Source organism: Photobacterium obscurum (assembly GCF_026191635.1).
Lineage (GTDB): Bacteria > Pseudomonadota > Gammaproteobacteria > Enterobacterales > Vibrionaceae > Photobacterium > Photobacterium obscurum.
In genome coordinates, this window is sequence record NZ_JAKRRW010000005.1 from 291,550 (window position 1) to 310,682 (window position 19,133).

Annotated in this window: 11 protein-coding genes; 6 read left to right on the top strand and 5 right to left on the bottom strand. The window is 48.8% G+C overall.

What is annotated here, in order from left to right:
* Positions 1-28 precede the first annotated feature (28 nt).
* The 5 genes from MD588_RS09335 to MD588_RS09355 form a co-directional block, all read right to left on the bottom strand.
* Positions 29-3,127 carry an efflux RND transporter permease subunit gene (locus MD588_RS09335; RefSeq protein WP_265696854.1) on the bottom strand — a complete coding sequence of 1,033 codons (3,099 nt, stop codon included), beginning with the start codon at positions 3,125-3,127 and terminating at the stop codon, positions 29-31.
* Positions 3,127-4,200: an efflux RND transporter periplasmic adaptor subunit gene (locus tag MD588_RS09340; protein WP_265696855.1), complete on the bottom strand. Its 1,074-nt coding sequence runs from the start codon at positions 4,198-4,200 to the stop codon at positions 3,127-3,129. Before MD588_RS09340 ends, MD588_RS09335 begins: the two co-directional genes overlap by 1 nt.
* A gap of 402 nt (positions 4,201-4,602) precedes the next feature.
* Positions 4,603-6,891, bottom strand: coding sequence for a patatin-like phospholipase family protein (locus MD588_RS09345; RefSeq protein ID WP_265696856.1), 2,289 nt, complete (start codon positions 6,889-6,891; stop codon positions 4,603-4,605).
* A 230-nt stretch (positions 6,892-7,121) separates the two neighbouring features.
* Entirely contained in the window at positions 7,122-9,122 is a 2,001-nt protein-coding gene (locus MD588_RS09350; RefSeq protein WP_265696857.1) for a replication initiator protein RctB domain-containing protein, read from the bottom strand.
* A 739-nt stretch (positions 9,123-9,861) separates the two neighbouring features.
* The gene (locus MD588_RS09355; RefSeq protein WP_265696858.1) at positions 9,862-10,065 is read right to left on the bottom strand and encodes a hypothetical protein; all 204 of its coding nucleotides are present in this window, start codon (positions 10,063-10,065) and stop codon (positions 9,862-9,864) included.
* A 332-nt stretch (positions 10,066-10,397) separates the two neighbouring features.
* On the opposite strand from MD588_RS09355, the gene MD588_RS09360 reads away from it, so the two are divergent.
* The 6 genes from MD588_RS09360 (at position 10,398) to MD588_RS09385 (ending at position 18,984) form a co-directional block, all read left to right on the top strand.
* Positions 10,398-11,612, top strand: a complete 1,215-nt coding sequence (locus MD588_RS09360) for an AAA family ATPase (RefSeq protein WP_265696859.1) — start codon at positions 10,398-10,400, stop codon at positions 11,610-11,612.
* Between the two features lie 8 nt (positions 11,613-11,620).
* Positions 11,621-12,601 (top strand): ParB/RepB/Spo0J family partition protein, encoded by a 981-nt coding sequence (locus MD588_RS09365; protein WP_265696860.1) that lies wholly within the window; start codon positions 11,621-11,623, stop codon positions 12,599-12,601.
* 409 nt (positions 12,602-13,010) lie between these two features.
* Positions 13,011-15,092 (top strand): tRNA(Met) cytidine acetyltransferase TmcA, encoded by a 2,082-nt coding sequence (locus tag MD588_RS09370; protein WP_265696861.1) that lies wholly within the window; start codon positions 13,011-13,013, stop codon positions 15,090-15,092.
* A gap of 79 nt (positions 15,093-15,171) precedes the next feature.
* On the top strand, positions 15,172-15,912 hold the full coding sequence (locus MD588_RS09375; RefSeq protein WP_265696862.1) for a phosphatase: 741 nt from the start codon (positions 15,172-15,174) through the stop codon (positions 15,910-15,912).
* Between the two features lie 350 nt (positions 15,913-16,262).
* Positions 16,263-16,661: a hypothetical protein gene (locus MD588_RS09380; protein WP_265696863.1), complete on the top strand. Its 399-nt coding sequence runs from the start codon at positions 16,263-16,265 to the stop codon at positions 16,659-16,661.
* 652 nt (positions 16,662-17,313) lie between these two features.
* The gene (locus MD588_RS09385) at positions 17,314-18,984 is read left to right on the top strand and encodes a DUF342 domain-containing protein (RefSeq protein ID WP_265696864.1); all 1,671 of its coding nucleotides are present in this window, start codon (positions 17,314-17,316) and stop codon (positions 18,982-18,984) included.
* Positions 18,985-19,133: the final 149 nt, after the last annotated feature.

Below are 19,133 nucleotides of genomic sequence, written 5' to 3' on the forward strand. Positions count from 1 at the left end.
GAACCGTATCAAAAGCTGGCTACTAAGCTCATGGCAGCGTAGTCAGCTGTTTTTCAAGTTCACGCGAGACAAATTCCGGACTGTGGGTATGGCGGGCCAGCAGGTAGTACACCACCGGGATCACCAACAAAGTAAAGAAGGTCGCCACCAGTATCCCTGTCAGTACCACTACCCCTATCACCAACCGGGTTTCAGCCCCTGCCCCCGTAGCCATGATCAAAGGCACAGCTCCTGCCGCCGTCGTGATTGCAGTCATCAAAATAGGCCGCAAACGAGCCGCAGCAGCATCCATGATCGCCTGCTCAAACTCGATCCCCTGATCCCGAAGCTGGTTGGCAAACTCGACAATCAGGATCCCGTTTTTTGCTGCCAGACCAATCAACATGATGATCCCTATCTGCGAATATATATTTAAACTTTGATCAGTGAAGTACAACCCGAGCAGGGCGCCAAAAGTGGCCAAAGGGACGGTCAGCATAATGACCAACGGATGGATGTAGCTTTCAAACTGTGCCGCCAATACCAAGAAAACCACCAACAGCGCTAAAATAAACACAAACAAAACAGATGTGCTGGAGTCCTGGTAATCCTGCGAGGCGCCTTTGTAATTTACAACCGCATCGGCAGGAAGATGCTGCCTGACCAGATCGTTTAAGTAGGCCAATCCCTCTCCCAGGGTATAGTGATCGGCCAGATTGGCCTCTATGGTGATCGCCCTCACCCGGTTATAGCGGTTGAGTTGCGGAGCATCGGCAAACTCCTCGACGGTGATCAGGCTAGACAACGGGATCAACGCATCCGTACGATCCGAGCGAACATACAGGTTGCTGAGATCCGCCGCGGTGTTTTGCCTCTCGCGCTGGCCTTCAACCACCACATCATACTCTTCACCACGCCACTTGTAGGTCGTCACCAGCCGCGATCCGAGCATCGATTCCAGCGTCTGGCCGATATTGCGCAGCGACACCCCGAGATCTCCGGCTCTGTCACGGTCAATGACCACCCGAAGCTGGGGCTTGGTTTCCTTGTAGTCATGATCGACACCGGTCAACCCGGTATTGGCAGCAGCTTCATCCAGCAGGATATCCCGCCACAACACCAGCTCCTCGTAGCTGCCGCCCCCCAAGACAAATTGCACCGGCTTGCCGACACCGCGGCCAAACGGCTGACGCATGACCGGAAAGGCCCTGACACCTGCCAGATCAGACAGCCGGCGGTGAATATCGCCGATAATAGTGAAGGCATCACGCCTCTGTGCCCAGTCCTCCAGAACGACAATGGCAAAACCGTTGGAAAAGTCCTCGATCCGTCCCCAGCCACGCGGCGCTCGCACCAGCAGCCGCTTGATTTCCCCTGACTCCACCAACGGCATTAGCCGGTGTTCGATTTCATTCATATAAGGCTGCATAAACTCATAGCTGGCCCCCTGCGGACCATTGATGATAATAAACATCGCCCCCCGATCTTCACGCGGGGCAAACTCAGACGGGATCCGGCTTGCCAGCCACGTACTGCCAGCCAGCGCAGCCACCATAATTGCCGCGATGAGGTAGGGACGCTTTAGCCAGCTGTCGAGCGAGCGGCGATAAAACCCCGTCACCACACCAAGAACAGCCGCCGCTTTCCTCACCAGCCAGGGCTCGTGCTCGACCCGGCGCATGATTTTCGACCCCATCATCGGGCTCAGGGTCAGCGCAACCAGTGATGATAAAATCACGGCAGTACTGATGGCTATCGAAAACTCACGAAACAGCTTGCCCAGATCCCCTTCCAGAAAGCCAATCGGCAGAAAAACCGATACCAGCACCACAGTGGTGGCAACAATCGCAAAGCTCACCTGACGAGCACCGAGAAAGGCTGCCTTGAGCGGCGGCTCCCCAAGCTCGATCCGGCGGTGGATATTCTCCAGCATCACAATTGCGTCATCGACCACGATGCCTATGGCCAGAATCAATGCCAACAGTGTCAGCAGGTTAATGGTAAAGCCAAGGGCATACAGCACAGTAAAACTACCAATCAACGACACCGGCAGCGTCAGGGCCGGGATCAGCATGGCGCGTACGCTGCCGAGGAACAGGTAGATGACCAGCACCACCAGCAACAACGCGATAAACAGGGTCTTGTAGACTTCATCGATAGAGGCCTGAATAAATACCGACGAATCGTAGGAGCGTTTGATTTCCATCCCTTCGGGCAGAGTCGGATTGATCTTATCCACAAGGGCATTGACGGCATTGGCAACTTGCAAGGTATTGGCCGTCGACTGGCGGTTGATCCCCAGTCCAATCATGTCTTGGGTATTACCGCGAAAAGTAATGCGCTCTTCCTCGGCCGCCAGTGCTACCCGCGCGACGTCACCGAGCCGGATCAGATACCCATCCGCCCCGGCCCCGACCACCAGTCGGGCAAAGTCTTCCGGATCAATAAAGCTGCGCTGAGTGCGGATAGAAAACTGCCGACTCTGCGACTCGATAGAGCCAGCCGGCAGCTCGACATTATCGGCACGCAGTGCCCCCTCAATATCTGACACTGTCAGCCCACGGGCCGCCAACTTCTGCCGGTCAATCCAGATCCGCAGGGCATATTCCTTCCCGCCACCGATCCGGATATTGGCAACCCCGTCTATCACCGAGAACCGATCGACCAGGTAACGACTGGCATAATCGGTCAGCTCCAGAGTATCCATCCGATCAGACACCAGATTCAGCCACATGATCACTTCCGAGCTGCCAGCCGCTTTCTGAACCTCTGGCGGCTCCGCCTCGTCTGGCAGATTATTCAAGATCCCGGATATCCGATCACGAACATCGTTGGCGGCGGCATCAATATCACGTCCAATACCAAATTCCAGCGTCACCGTCGAGCGGCCATCCCGGCTTTGCGAGCTGATATTTCGTATCCCCTCCAACCCGGAAATACGGTCTTCCACCAGCTGGGTAATACTGGTCTCGACAATCGATGCCGAGGCGCCGCGATAGCTGGTGGATACCGTCACAACAGGCGGGTCAATATTGGGGTATTCCCGCAGCGGCAGCTTTTCATAGGCCACCAGGCCGAAGGTGATCAGCAACAAGCTGATCACCGACCCAAATACCGGTCGCTTGACCGAGATATCTGTCAATAGCATCAGCCTGCCTCCTGATAACTGAAGCGCTCGCTCTGGCGGGTTTCAACCGCCTGGCCGGGGCGTACCCGCTGGATACCACGGATAATGATCCGCTCGCCTTCCGTGACCCCGCTGAGAATTTCAGCTTCTCCCCGACGTCGGAAACCAACTTCAACCCGACGCTGTTCGACCACACTGTCGCTGTTGACCACAAACAGGTAATTGTTGTGCTGACGAGGTACCAAGGCTTCCTCTGGTACCACCAGCCCTTCTCGCTGCTCGACAATCAGGCTCAGGGTCATCAGCATACCGGGACGCAGCAACAGTTGCGGGTTGTCAATTTCAGCGCGAACCACAATCGCCCGGGTCAACGGATCGACCCGGCTATCGATACTGGTAACCAGGCCAGAAAACTGCTGTTGGGGGAATGCCGCCACACTGCCCTCGATGATAGAATCAAGCTGCAACTCACCGATAAACTGTTCCGGAATGGTAAAATCGAGCTTCACCTTAGCCAGATCATCGAGTGTGGTGATCACCGTACCGGGCGTCACCAATGCCCCGGGGCTGATCTGGCGAAATCCCAGCAAGCCGGAAAAGGGAGCCAGAATAAACCGCGCTTCCAGCTCGGCCTGGTTCTGGGCTAACACTGCACGGGCAACCTCGATATCAGTGAAAAGTTTGTCCAGCTCGGAGCTGGCAATTGTATTGCGCTTTACAAGCCCTTCAATTCGTTTGTATTCCCGCTGATGCTCTTTAAGGTTGGCCTTGGCTGCCCGCACCTTGGCTTTCTGCTCCCCCGACAGCAAGGTTACCAGCAGCTCTCCCGCCTTCACCTGCTGGCCATCCGAAAAGTGCACCTTGTCGACTTTCTCGGTGACCTTGGCCGACAACACAACCGACTCGCGGGATTTCACCGTGCCCAAGGCCTCGACCTCGCGGCGGACATCTTGCTTTACAACTAACGCGACCACTACGCTCGGTTTCTCCCCACGCGACAAGGATGCCGTCTGGCTTCGGGCTTGCTCTTTGTACCAAATTCCTGCCGCCAGACCGGCCAGCAAAATACAGCCAATGATCAAGGTTATTCTCATGGTCCCAGCCTGGTAAAAATAAGAAGAGCTATCACGCAATGTCCGAATAGTACGGCGGTATGTATTAACATTGAGCTTCAGGTTCAACGCTTTAAGTATAGTGCGACTATAAATGGTAATTTTATGGTTATTTCTGAAGTTTCAGGATATCGGGGGCTGGGAACGATTGAAGTCAAATGACGGGCAAAAAAAAAAGCGAGCCGGTTAGGGGCTCGCAAAAAAACTCATATATTGCTTTCCGAGAGGGTGACAAGATAAAAAGCCCCGACATCCATGCCGGGAATCTCCATCTTTCTCATCGAAAGGGACAAAGGTTATATCCACAACCATTGTGCCCGCTCCGGAAATGACATTGTCAGAAAAATGTCAAAACATTCATCTAATTACAGAGAGTGAAAGTCTCTAGTTAAAAGTACTGCCGACAGAGAGGTAGAATGAGCTCTCACCGCCCTCAGCCTGCCCATAGGCAAAATACAGCGGCCCGAGCGGCGAATCGACCCCGAGATAGACACTCGCGGCACCGATACTACTCTCCCAGCCAATATCGCTTCGCTCATCCCATACCCCGCCACGCTCAAGCGAACCACCGATATACACAGGCGCAGAGAAGGCACCGAAATGATTATCCAACAGGCGATAGCGATAAATCAGCGTCCCCAAGATGCGATAGCGTCCATTAAGCTCGTAGCGATGGAAGCCCGAAAGATTAAACAAACCTCCGAGATCTTTAACATAGATAGGGATCAACTCTTCAGAATCCGAGCCACCGGCTTTCGCTATTGCCAGCAACGAATGACGCTGATAGCTAAACGGTTTGAAAAGCTGCGCATCATAGAAAATATTGTCACCCTCAACTGAGTCGTCGTTGTTTAATGTACTGCGGCTTTTTCCGAATCCAATCTCAGCCTCAAGCATAAAGCCGTGAGAAGGAAAGTAAAAATTATCCAGATCGTCATACACGAATGACAGGTATGGGCCGTGTGACGTGTATTTCTGCCGGTCGATACCATCGATCTCATTGACCTCCCCCGACAAGCCGCGGTAACCCACTGCTACGGCACTCCAAGGCTGAAGGTTCCACCCCGTTTCGGCAAAACCGGTATAGTGCTCATACTCCGTATCAATCACCCTTTTGCCATCAAAACCAATCTCCTCGCTCTGCTCTTCGGTCAGAGTGAACTCCCTCACCTCCCGGTTCCAGCCAATCCCAAACGAGCTGTAAAACTGCTTATTATAATCAAGGGGAAAATAGAACTCGGTATTCACTTCCTTCCAGCTGCCAAGCAGCCACTCGAATTGCCATTCGCCCCCTTTGTCGGTCAAGTTGGTATAGATATATTGCGCGCCAAAGGAAAAATCAGAGCGGTTGGCAAAGTCGTCTTCAAAGGCAAACTTAAAATTGAGGTATCCCGGTCCCCAGGATTTTTCGTTGATATTCATCACCAGAACATTTTCGTCTTCGCGTTGTTTTATCTGATAGGTAATCCGAGCGAAAATATCTTGGGCGTTGAGCTGGTTGACCGCTTGTTCCAACTCCTCATTCGACACGACCCGGCTGACTTCCAGATCAAGCAAGGCTATCAGGGCTTGATCCGAGCGCAGGGTATTATTCTCAAGCTCGATTCTGTCGATATAGTAAGCCGTATTGGCGATCACTTGGCTGCGCCGATCATGCTTGTGTTTCAGATATACCTGGTAGTCTGCTGGTGGAAGTTGGTAGCGAAGCAGGTCGGGCAGTGCATCGAGCGCGACTTTTCGTCCGGCATTATAGGCCAGCTCCATCTTGTCAAAGTCAGGTGCCAACATAAATGAGACCTCCGGCAGGAGATAAATATCATCAGGCTGCATCAGCGCTCTCTGCTGATCGGCGCTGCTGTTGGTCATGTAAGTTGTCAGCTGGGCAATGATATTGAGCGCACTATCGAGCTCGGCTTCGCTAAACAAAGCATCGCGCAGATCAACGGCAATAATCACATCGGCCCCTAACTGGTAAGCCGCATCAACAGGCATATTGTTTACCACCCCACCATCCACCAGCAGGTGCTGGTTCCAGCGCACCGGCTTCAACGCCCCAGGCACCGTCATTGAAGCCTGCATAGCCGTTGCGAGGTGGCCATTGTTGATCACTACAGGTTCAACTTTGGCAATATCTGTCGCCACCGCGCGGTATGGAATGGCCAGGTTGTCGAAACTAGATAGCTCGGGCAGATTCTCTGTCAGGGAACGCAGCAATACCGCCATCCCCTGACCTTGAAATGCCCCAGATCGAGCCTGAAACTCGCCATCAATATCCACCCCGATATCGGCATATACCTGGTAGTCATCATTCTGTTTCTTTCGCCGGAGAACAAGATCATTGCGGCTGGCACGATCTTCATAGCCGCTTTGCCAGTCTGCGGCCAGGGTCCGGGTCTTCACTTCCTCGGCCGACAACCCCATCGCATACATCCCACCGACGTAGGCACCCATACTGGTACCGGTGATCACATCGACCGGAATCCGATTTTCCTCCAACACAGAAAGCACACCTATGTGGGCAGCCCCTTTGGCTCCTCCCCCACTCAACACCAAGCCGATCTTATCCCGCTCGGTATCACCGGAACTCTGTGCCTGTGCTACCGAGGTATTCAAACCAACAAGGATTAGCAGCACTCCCCAAAAACCGCGACGGCTTTCACTCAACCAAGACATTTTGACTCCCTTCGCACTATCGAACAGTGACTTAGCGTAATACGCTACCTTGCTAGTGATATCAGCGCAACCGCTTCACTTCTCATAGCCAGCAAACATTCGGCCAAAAAAAATCGGGAAAGAACCTAGGTTCTTTCCCGACTATCCAGCTGTGCGCCAAGTGCAATTATCAGTCACAATGGTCATTTAATTTACAGTGTAAATATCATATCCGGTGATATTAAGAGAAGTTAAACCCCGCGAGCTACATCATCAAGCGCCTTCATAACCTGTTCGTTCATATGGCCTTCCTGTACCAGCTTACAAACCTTACGCCGTACGGCAAGTCCCGAAATCAATCGCTCAATAGAGAGATGACGTTCGTCCTGTTGGCTGTTATAAAGCTCAATCGTCTTGCTCAAGGTGTCATAGGTAACGACCTCGCCACCGACACGAAGCCAATCAAGCTTCTCCAGCAAGCTGTTACACTCTTCCGTTATAGAAGTAGCCGAGTGTCCAGTCATTGCCGATAAAGCCGTGATACTGCGTTGTAGGGCTTCTGAAGAAGTATATTTCGATAAGATGATCGTTAATTCGTCGGCATTGATCTCAACCAAATGCTTTCTGAGTTTAACCCGGCGGCCTAATCGCCCTTTAGTTCGGCCTTCTTTACGCTGGATCGGCTCAAACTCACCATCAATGATCTCGGAAAGCTGATCAAGCTGCTGCTTGGGCATGATCTCATTACGTAGCGGGTTCGGCATCGTCGGCGCCATCGTCCGTTTGCCTTCATTGGTTGTTTTGGCACGGGAGTAACGGATCACCTCGTCGGCATCACACTTGATATCGATCTGATAATCACAGTAGCGCTTATCTTGCTCCAGCGGCGAGATCGTCAAATGGTAACCCCACAAATTCACCGCAAACACATGATCCGTGATCTTATCCTCTGCCAATTTACGCAATTCGCGGATCAAATCCGAAGAAAAGCGCCGCCATTCAATATTGCGTGCCAGTTTCTGATTCAGCTCACTAAGCAGCATCGAGTCGTTGACCCGACGAGACATTCGGCTTCGGAAAAACGTATACAACTGGAATACCAGTGTATGCTGACGAAGGATTTCCGGCGGAAACAGGAAGAAGTAGTCCCGAGTTAGTAATTCATCAAAAAATGAAGGCTCCCACACCAAAATGTACAAATTGGGCTTGATCCGGATCTCTCCGTCTTCACCTTCCTGCGGAGCTTCTTCCGAGGCCGTGATCGTGCGGGCCAGGAAACGGAAGCGATCACTTTTAAAGCCTTCGGGCATGTTTTCACTTAGCCAGCGACCGGTTAGCTCATGCAATTGAAAATCTGTAAATTCAATCCGATCAATACTTTCGCGTATAGAATCCCGAGCCGGACCACTGTCTTTCTTGCCTCGCAAAGCAAGAATATCTGTGATGTAAACCGGTGTTTTGTTGCCCATACTTCGGGACTGGATCTCATAATCCGCAATATGGTGATCATGGTACTGAACCGTTAGCGTAAATAACGCAAACAAGGTCATCAGATCATCGACCGTCATGATCGACTTGGAAGATCGTGTTTCTATGATCGCTTTGGTACCGCTGATCGCCACCATTGATTTCTGGTAGCTTTTCTTGGTTCGTGGCGGTGCCAACGCTTGATCAATGATCCCAGCCCAGCTTGTTGGCGATACTACAATTTGATCGGCTTCGTCAGGCATTGTCGGTGGTGTACCAAGGCCGTATTCATTCAGCAGGCGTCGGTTAACATGGTTTTGCGCTAGCGCCTTAGAACGTTTCTGTTTTTCCTTGGCTTTGCTTTGTTCTGAATTAAGGCTGCCGGTTCCTAGCTGAGAAATCAGCAGTGCTGGATTGATAAAATGATGCAGCATGGTTTTACCAGCCAAACCTTCTTCAAACCTTACCGGTTGCTGGTTAAACAAGCCAATCGTAACGGCAGCACGTAACCGTTGCTGGATAGCCGCACGCGTTAACTGACCTTCTGTGGCTTCGACCAGTTCAGTCGTCGACACCATACCGTCTTGGCTTGATAGGCCACGTAATGAAATGAGGTTAAGCAATTCGATAATACTTTTGGTAACACCTTTGAAGTGCTGATATTGCGGCAACCAGTCGACCAATGCTGATGGAATAGCAAAAAGGTGACCATCTTTGTGGGATCGTGGAGCCTGGATCAATATTTTTTCAATGTTCTTATTATCGGTGTTGCCAGGGGATTTCATTTGTCATTAGCCGTAGAACCATCATCTTTCCGAAAAGATTAATAGAAAAAGATCAAGAAAGAAAGCTCTTTTTATTTAAATATTTAAATACTGATCTTTCTGTTTATTTTGATCTTATTGATATGGTGATCTTATGATCCGAGCGAAAGATTTGCCGTAAGTTGATGATTATAAGTGGTTTTAATTTTAGGCGCACTGGAAAGATGATCAAAGAACTCTCGGAACACTGATCATAAATAGCCAGAAACGATGATCAAACCGCGATTGGAAGGATGATCATCACACGGCCGTAACGATGATCAATATAATCCTGAAACAATGATCATGTATTTATTACAGGTTATCCACAGGCTTATTCAGTGAGATCGCTCAGATGATCCTGTTTAACCGTTTATACTGACCAATTTCGCCCGGAAAAATGATCATAGCAATGTCAATTCGACCATTGATCCAAGTTGTCTATCTCGGTCTGGGTGTATTTTAGCCAAAATTGAAATGCAACTTACCGTAATCTTTTTCGCAATTAGCATGTGTCCGAGCCCGGATCAATGATCAAGTCTGCTGCAGTGCATTTCAATTCTTTCACTGTTTTGGTTCTTTACGTTGATTTAATAGAGTTTCAGCTAAAAATATGGGCGCCGAAGCCAGTTGCAACCTGCAATCACCGTAATTTAGCGATTGTTACTCATGCTTCCGAGTGAAGTTAATCGCGTACAAAGAACTATGATCATCCACTTGATCATTTTTCCGTGTGCTCAGGCTGATCCCCGCAGCTTCCCGCAGACAAATTTACATCGTATTTTTCCTTGATCATCGTTTCTGAAATAACGATTAATCCCGGAACGATGATCAAGTCAGATTGGTTGATTGTTGCTCGAAAATGACTTGGTGGCCATAATTTCCTTGTTTTCATGCTGATTTTGTCAAAAAACACTTGTGTCATGATGAAATCACTTATTTTATGGTGAGCCTAGGTTTTAAGCATTTTCAAATTGAAATGACACCTTCCGTAATTTGTTCCGATATTTATACGCTTCCGGAAGAATGACAATTTACATTGTAAAATAGTGACGCTGTAACACTTTCATCTTTTGTTATTTTAGGCCTAGTTATAGGTAACTTTTCGCGAAAGAATTTGGCCCGAAGAGACGTTTTTGCTCTTATTTCGTATTTTCACTTGAGATGAATATCACACTGATATGTTCAGCTTTTTATTGTCTAAGGTGTTGTTTGCTGTACAATATAGCCAAATACTAATTATGGCGAACAATAACAATGAATAGGGAACAGACGATTCAAAATTTGCTCAATATTGCGGAGCAGACTAAACAGGTTCAGGCTGACCGAATCGAAATCGTATTAGAAGAGCGTCGTGAAGAGCTTTTCCCGCCAATGTCGAAAGCATTGATGGAAACGCGCTCTGGCCTTACTCGCCGTAAGTTGGATGATGCCATTTCACGTATGGAGGCTGCTGGTCATCAGTTCACCAAGAATAATGCCAACCATTATTCTATTACGCTTGAAGAAGCCCATCAGCTGATGGAAGCAGCCAAGAAACCGGCTTTTTATGAGCGTGAGGGTGCGGGCCGCAAACCTTGGATCGTTAATGTTCAGAACCAAAAAGGTGGCACAGGCAAGTCGATGACGGCAGTACACCTGGCTGCCTGCTTGGCACTGGATCTGGATAAACGTTATCGTATCTGTTTGATTGACCTAGATCCGCAGGGCTCGCTGCGACTATTCCTCAACCCACAGATCAGTGTTGGTGATCAGGAAACGATTTATTCTGCAGTCGATGTCATGCTGGGCAATGTACCGGAAGGCCAGGAAATTGACCAAGACTTCCTGATGAATAACGTGGTGATGCCAACGCAGTACCCGAACTTGAAAACGATTGCTGCCTTCCCGGAGGATGCAATGTTCAATGCTGATGCATGGCAAGATCTGGCGGTCAACCAGGACTTGGATATCGTACGCTTGCTCAAAGAGCGGGTGATTGACCCGATTGCCGATCAGTTCGACATGATTATGATTGACACTGGCCCGCATATCGATCCGCTGGTTTGGAATGCGATGTATGCTTCCAATGCACTGATCATCCCTTGTGCTGCCAAGCGACTTGACTGGGCATCGACGGTAAACTTTTTCCAGCATCTACCGACGGTATATGAAATGTTCCCGGAAGAGTGGCACGGACTTGAATTTATCCGTTTGATGCCGACGATGTTTGAAGACGATAACAAGAAGCAGGTATCAGTACTCACTGAAATGAATTATCTGCTGCGCGATCAGGTAATGATGGCAACAGTACCACGTAGCCGTGCATTTGAAACCTGTGCTGATACATACAGTACGGTGTTTGACTTAACTGCGGCTGAATTTGAAGGTGGCAAGAAAACCTTGTCCACGGCTCAGGATGCGATCCAGCGTGTCGGGCTTGAATTAGAGCGCGTTATGCACAGTCACTGGGCAAATTTAAATCAGGAGTAACATAACAGATGGCAATTAAAACCAAAGATCTCAATGCTCGTCTGTTCGGAAAAGCAGATAAACGCCGCGCGACTAATGTAACCGAAGCGCAAACTGCAGCCCGTGATAAAGCCTCGGTGATTGAACTGGCTGTCGCCGGTGAAGACACTGTTGCTTTTGAGCTGGTTAAGATTAATGCTACCGACGTAGAACAAAAAACCCGTGTATTTGCGGAAAACGCCCGTGAGCAGGCTTTCCTTAATGAGCACGCCCTAGCCGATATTTTGACCACACTGAAAGATCGTGGCCAGCAATATCCTGCGGTAGGTCGCTGGTTGGATGACGGTAACATCGAGGTGCTTGATGGTAGTCGTCGCCGTATGTCGTGTATCTTGGCCGAGAAGGATTTTCTCATCTATGTTGCCAAGGGGATCAACAGCGAGCACGCCAAATTCTTATCCGATGTCGCCAATGCCCATAAGCCACTTTCATTGTATGAAAGAGGGAAGGAGATGCAGCTGCTGCTGACGACCGGAAAAGTAGCCGATCAGAAAGAGCTGGCGAGATATTGCCAATGCAGCGAAGCCCTCGTGAGTGGTGCGTTGAAAGCGGCAAGCTTGCCGATGGAGCTGCTTATGGCTTACCCAAGTGTTGGCGAGTTAGGCCGTCCGACCATTGTTAAGCTACACCGTTTGTTTTTCGGCTTGAATGACGAACAGCAGCAGCAGTTGGTTAGCCAACTGACTGACGGCGAAACAGCGATGTGGAAGAAGATTGATGCTCAGGGCATTACCCGTATTACCCGTGAAGTGACGATGCAGCTTGAGCAGATCAGCGATGCACTTCAGCCGAAGGTCGAGCTTGAAGCGCCAAAGCCCAAGGCGCAGGATTTGATCAAAGGAAAGGTCAGCTTTACCCGCGATGGTGATAAGCTGCAATTGAAATTGAAAAAGCTGACAGAAAGGCAGGCCGATGAAATTCTTGCTTACCTCTCTGATTATCTAAAGTAGTGTTCAGCCTTCCTGACTAAACCACGCTCCGGCGTGGTTTTTTTTGCTCTTAGTTTATTTGTTTTATCCCAAACTGAACAATTATCTGATCCAATCAGAGCGCTACCTGCCGTTTGAGAGCAACCCAAATTGATAAAGATATAGTGGTTCTACATCAAAAAAATTTGCGGTAGATATCGAGCGGCTGGCGTGCTCCCGAAGGGCGAGTTGCAAAGGTTCAGCTACCGTGTTGCTTGATTTTGATGGATATGAATACGCCTATAATCAAGCGCCTTGTATCAGAGTCTTTTCAATCTTGCTGATAGGCCAGATAATTATTCAGCTTGGTATTAGATCAGAATGGGGATTGTTGACGCTCATGATCTCCGCCATGGTATTATCACGACGTTAGTAATTGTCGAGTATTGTGATGTCTGATCTTACTGGTTTTAGTACCGCGCTAGTCAACAGTGCTAAGCGGGCCAACGTCCGTTATCTTATTGCTGTTGAAGGCGATGTCTTGTGGGGAGAGAAAGTCGCCCAAACTTTTGCCTCTCACTATGCATCGCCTCTCTGGGCTGGCGAATCTGCCCCGGAAAATATGCCCTCGATAGCGCTGAAAAAAGCCAAGAAGCTACTTGGTCAAGAGTGCGATTGCCTAGTTTATAATGCTCATCAGGCATTTGATGCTGAGGCGCTCGGCGCACTATCGGGGACAATAGTTGGTGGGGGCGTTTTACTGATGCTTGTCCCACCTCAGTGGTTCAGTCACTGTGGCGAGCAACAGCCGTTTACCCGCCGCCTGTCTCGCCTGCTATCGATGCCAGAAGTCTTCCGTCTCAAGCAAGACCAGCCTTTTCCTGCATTGCCTGCTGTACACTCTGACTGTAATGAATATACGGATGAAGAGTATGGTTGTCTGACTGTAGAGCAGTATGAGGCTGTGATGGCTGTCCGCCGTGTTGTAACGGGACACCGCAAACGGCCCTTGGTATTGACAGCTGATCGCGGACGAGGCAAGTCGAGTGCGTTGGGCATTGCTGCTGCCAGCCTGATGATAGAAAGGAAGATCCGTATCGGCGTAACCGCTCCTGCTTTTGCTAATGCGGATACATTATTTTCCCATGTGGCGCGTCGGCTTGAGCTCGATTACGACCAGAAAAAACAACTCAATTTCGCAGAGAGTGAGCTGCAGTTTTTTTCCCCCGATGCACTGCTTAACGACAATGTGCCATTGGATTTTTTGATCGTCGATGAAGCGGCGGCTATTCCGGCCCCGATGCTGAACCGCTTGTTGTCCCGTTATAACCGGATTGCGTTTGCCAGTACCGTCCATGGTTATGAGGGTACGGGACGTGGTTTTGCTATTAAGTTCCGCCAGCAATTAGATGCCATGACTCCGCAATGGCGTCAGTTGAGATTAGCGCAGCCAATTCGCTGGGCTGACGATGATCCACTAGAACGTTGGGTGTTTAAGGCGCTGCTTTTGGATGCCGAATATGCCGTTCTTGATCTGAGCGCTGAGGCCGAGCCTGCTATTGGCTACCGAGTGTTACCAACTGATGGCTTGGTTGACGATGAGCTGCGTCTATCCCAGTTATTCGGATTACTGGTCAATGCGCATTATCAAACATCGCCTGCAGATATTGTTCAGCTGCTCAATGATGATTCAGTTCAGTTGGTCGTGGCGGAGTCCGGCAGCGAGATCCTCGGTTGTTGTCTTCTGAGTCTTGAAGGTGGCTTTTCTCCTGATTTGGCGCAGCAAATCCTTATGGGAAAACGTCGGCCGAAGGGACATTTGCTGGCGCAGTCCGTAGCCGCCCATGTCGGCTTTGAGCAAGCAGCCATTCAGCGCTGCGCGCGTATTATGCGTATTGCTGTACATCCTGAGCGACAACAACAAGGGCTCGGGTTGGCGCTGTTGCAGTTTTGCCAGCAGTGGGCCGTTGAGCATCAGCTAGATTACCTTGGTACAAGTTTTGGTTTGGTTTCTGAGTTATTTGATTTCTGGCATAAGGCCGGTTATTCGCCTGTACGCTTGGGTGTAACCAAAGATGCTGCAAGTGGTGCCCATTCGCTCTTGTGTGTGCAACCTCTTTCCCCCGCCGCAGAATGTTGGCTTCATAGCGCTGGTGATGTTTTCGCGGTGAACTTTCAAGCCCAACGTTACGAACAATTCTCCGAGCTTGATTGCGAGCTGTTTGTTAAGCTGTATCGGTATGCCCTGAGCCGAGACGCTTTTCCATTACCGCCCATGACTCCGCTGGTTGAACATCAACTAAGAGTTTTCTCCCAAGGCGGGCTCGGTTACGACTTGGTGATAGCCAGCCTTGAAACAGGGTTAGCCAGACTATTGCTGACAGATGATGATGCCTTGAGCGAAGTGTCATATTTTGCCGTTGCCAAAATTTTCCAACGACAGCCGTGGTCGAAGGTTGTTGCTGATTTTGGTTATGCTAGCCGAAAAAAGGCAGAGCACGCGATGCGCGAATTTTTTACCCGGCTATGTTGAAGCTGGGTACCTCAAGCCAGTTTAGTGGTATGGCACGTATTTAGGATTAACCGAATTTAAGCGAGTAAGGATCCAGTTTATGAAGTTTGTGATTGATACCCATACCCATACCATTTCCAGCGGCCATGCTTATAGTACGCTGCTTGAAAATGCGCATGCCGCAGCAGACAATGGTTTGTCTTTATTCTGTGTCACTGATCATGCGCCAACAATGCCGGGTGCTCCGCATTTTTGGCATTTTGCCAACCAGCGCGTGCTGCCTCGCTTTCTCCATGGTGTCGGGATTGTTCGCGGGGTAGAAGCGAATATTTTAAATACTGAGGGTGAGATAGATCTGGATCCTCGTATTGTCCAGTCGTTAGATTGGGTTATTGCTAGCTTTCATGAGCCGGTCTTCTCACCTGGTTCGACGGGGTTACACACCGAAGCGTTATTGAACGTGATTCAATCGGGGGCGGCTCATGCCTTGGGGCATCTCGGTAATCCAAATTTTGATTTTGATTTTGAATCGGTGATCACTGCCGCAGCTCGGCACAATGTTCTTATCGAGATAAATAATTCGTCATTGTGTGGTTCTCGTAAGGGGAGTGAATCTCGTTGTGAGGACATAGCGGCTTTTGCCAAAGAAGTGGGAGCCAGAATAACCACGGGCTCGGATGCCCATTTCGCCCATGATGTCGGTAATTTCCGCCATGCCAGTCAGCTATTAGCCAAGGTTGATTTTCCCATTCAGCAGGTGGTGACTCACCATCCGCGTTGTTTCCTTGATTTCCTTCAGGAGCGTGGCCAGAGTGAAATTACGGAATTTGCATCGTTGTAAGTCCTTTTGATATTTACACTGTAAATTCATTTTCAGTTAATAGTGCCTGACATGGTTTACAGTGTAAATTGACTTTTCTTGCCTAGCTGTGTGACTTTCTTGCTGCAGTTTCCCACCATGTATTTGGTTTTGATTCGCCGTTTCTTCTCCCTACCTCTGACTATTGTTCGAAACTAATTAACCTGATAGAGCGCTGATTTTATAAAGCGTATAATATTCGGTAATTAAAAGGACAAAAAATTTAGTATCGGTTACAAAAATTAGTCTAGAGTTAAAAGACTTAGGGAGAATTATTTTGCGGTAAAATTCAGCCCATAAAGTGGATTGGAACAATAGTTTATGGGGGTGCCATGAGTTTAGTTAAAGTTCAAAACAAAGCCCTTCAGAAGTTAATGATGCCGGCGTATCAGCACGGTGTGCAGCCGGATATCGCCTTCTCTCCTGGTAAAGGTGGGCTAGCTGCCCGTTTGCACCGGTATTCACTACATCATGATTTAAGCAAATTCGATGCTGGAGCTAGAGTCACAATCTCTCGTCTGAGCAAGTGTTGCATGTTCCTCTGTGCGAATGCACCGTTGGAATTAAAGGCTTCTTACGAGATGACGTTACTTGGCTGTTATCAATTCGCGGGTTATTTGACACCAACCGAGCACGCAAGCCACGACACATCCTTGTATTGTTATCAGTTTCATTCCAATACATGGCTTACTGACGAGCAGCTAATGCGTCTGGTTGTTGATTTTGATTAGGTAAAAAATAGCCCCGAAGACCGGGGCAAGTTGGACTAAATAATTGCTGTTCAATCGGGGGGAAGTAACAGCAATGGATAATGTGCAGTCCGAGGTTACTTACTCTATATTTGCGAATAATGTGCCAATTCTCCACCTGTGCTTGAAAGCTCATAACCTTCTGATATATAACGGTTTATTTCCATTTGCTGTTTGTCGCTAAAATTGGCATGGGTATTTTACTACCCATACACAAAAAAATCGGTGTCACAAAGTACCCATTTTGTTTTAGCTCGGTTGTTATTCAGTGCGGCTTGATATGTTGAAGTCATTAAATTTTGCTTTAATGGCTCACTTGTCAGCAATGGATCTATCCAGGGTTTGTCCCTCAATGATGTTCATCACCATTTCGATTGCTAACGGTATTTTGGACCAAAAACGATGGTGGAAATAATTAAGGGACATGCCCTTGGGCCGCTCGCTGTTCCGCTTAACGGGACATATGTTTGTCTATGTATCGTTTCTTACAATTGTGGGCTAAATTGCTCACAGTTCTGTGACTTAGCGTGTACATACTGCGGCTCTGGTTAGGTTAATATGGGTTTTTAAGTACGGTTGCTCGTTATTCGATGCCGGGCTAAAGCGTACAACCGGGTTAGTGTTAGGAGTTCTTATGCCGCAACAGCTTCTTCAGCTGTCTCCAGATGGTCAAACGGTTTGTCTGTTTGTGACATCAGATCATGAAAAGCTTGAAACCCCTGATACCCAGTTTTCGCGTAGTGATATTGCAAGGCAATTGGCTGAAGTTGGCGCAAGCAGCTTTTATCTTTTTGAAAACGCAATCGATTCCGCTTTAGAGCGACTTAACTCCCCCTCTATTAATGCAGATAACGAACCAGAACCTCAGCAAATTGTTATTGCCGAGCGCCGTGATGCTAGCCTGATGATCAAAACAGAGGCTGATTTGATGAAGGCATCTATTACGGTTGTAGGCGCTTATGGTGGGACGCCGATTAAGGGGCCGATGCTGATTAATGCCCTAAAAGAAAATAATATTGTTAAAGGAATCCGTAAAACCCAGTTGCAAGCGTTACTGGCTAAGTCTCGTCAGCTACCACCGGGTCACAAGCTCACCTTGCCTGTCGCTTTTGGCCGTTTGCCTTCACATGGCACTGATACGGTGTTTAAGCCTTTGGTTGAAGATGCCTGCCATCGTATTTTGCGTCCACAATCACTGGAGGACGGTAAGGTCGACATGCGCGACCTAGGTGAAATCATTACTGTTAAACCCGGGCAGCCGATAATGAAGCGTATTCCAGCAACCCCCGGTATTGCAGGTTTTAATGTCCTAGGAAAGGAAATGGAAGCCATTCCGGGGAAAGAGCATGATTATATCCCAGGTGAAGGGACAGAAATCAGCGAAAGTGATGATCAGTTGCTGGTTGCGACGAAGGCGGGCATGCCAGTGAGGAAAGAGTATGGGATGCAGATTGATGATGCGCTGACTCTCCAGGGCGTTAATGTTGCGACTGGGCACATTAACTTTGATGGTAGTGTACTGATCACCGGTGATGTAACGCCTGGGATGAAAGTCAGTGCCAGCGGCAATATAACGGTCACTGGGTTTGTTGAACTAGGTACACTGAAGGCCGGCGGTGATATCGCGGTAATTAAAGGTATTATTGGTCGACAGCAGGAAGGGAAGCACCTTGGCTGTTATTTGCAGGCTGGCGGCAAGGTGACAAGCAAGTTTGCTCAATTTGTTGAGATTGATGCTGGCGAGGATGTCAGCTTCTCTCTCCATGCGCTACACTGCATCATCCGAGCTCAGGGAGAAGTCAGTGTTATTGATGAAGCGAAGCGCCATGGAACCCTGAGTGGCGGATACGTTGAAGCAGGATACAGTGTGAGTGCGCTGAATATTGGTGCGCTTGCTGGAGTCCCGACAGAAATCGTTGCATTTAGTAAGTATTCCGATATACGTGATCAGCTACATACGGCTTATCATGCTGCCGAACATGAACAAGAACAGCTCGGCAAAATAAAAGAAGCCCAGCTGAAGTTACTCCAGATCCCCAGTGACAAGCGTCCTCCTGAGCTGATTGATAAAGTCAAAGATACGGCCCATATTCATAAACACAGACTGAAAGAACTTAAATCAACCTACTTGAAGCTAAAGAGCGAATATGAGGAGCTCTTGAGTCATGTTGCGATCACAGCACACAGCCGTCTGTTCTCAGGGGTTGCTTGTCAGGTCGAGAAGGAAAAATTGAATATCCTACAAGAACATGGCCCATCAAAGCTTCAATGTATGGAACGTTCTTTACAACGTTTCTCTCTCTAAACCTTCTATTTACACTGTAAATCTCAATGTCATCCTCATTAATGAAAAATGACACGTCCCTGAAAACAGATGAACAATTTTGCGATCAAAAAAGCCATTTACACTGTAAATGGCTTTTTTGATATCGCCGTAATGATACAAAATGCTCA

Bases quoted from the DNA above. Each gene is read 5' to 3' on its own strand.
- MD588_RS09335 (WP_265696854.1), bottom strand. From the start codon at position 3,127: ATGCTATTGACAGATATCTCGGTCAAGCGACCGGTATTTGGGTCGGTG.
- MD588_RS09340 (WP_265696855.1), bottom strand. From the start codon at position 4,200: ATGAGAATAACCTTGATCATTGGCTGTATTTTGCTGGCCGGTCTGGCG.
- MD588_RS09345 (WP_265696856.1), bottom strand. From the start codon at position 6,891: ATGTCTTGGTTGAGTGAAAGCCGTCGCGGTTTTTGGGGAGTGCTGCTA.
- MD588_RS09350 (WP_265696857.1), bottom strand. From the start codon at position 9,122: ATGAAATCCCCTGGCAACACCGATAATAAGAACATTGAAAAAATATTG.
- MD588_RS09355 (WP_265696858.1), bottom strand. From the start codon at position 10,065: ATGACACAAGTGTTTTTTGACAAAATCAGCATGAAAACAAGGAAATTA.
- MD588_RS09360 (WP_265696859.1), top strand. From the start codon at position 10,398: ATGAATAGGGAACAGACGATTCAAAATTTGCTCAATATTGCGGAGCAG.
- MD588_RS09365 (WP_265696860.1), top strand. From the start codon at position 11,621: ATGGCAATTAAAACCAAAGATCTCAATGCTCGTCTGTTCGGAAAAGCA.
- MD588_RS09370 (WP_265696861.1), top strand. From the start codon at position 13,011: ATGTCTGATCTTACTGGTTTTAGTACCGCGCTAGTCAACAGTGCTAAG.
- MD588_RS09375 (WP_265696862.1), top strand. From the start codon at position 15,172: ATGAAGTTTGTGATTGATACCCATACCCATACCATTTCCAGCGGCCAT.
- MD588_RS09380 (WP_265696863.1), top strand. From the start codon at position 16,263: ATGAGTTTAGTTAAAGTTCAAAACAAAGCCCTTCAGAAGTTAATGATG.
- MD588_RS09385 (WP_265696864.1), top strand. From the start codon at position 17,314: ATGCCGCAACAGCTTCTTCAGCTGTCTCCAGATGGTCAAACGGTTTGT.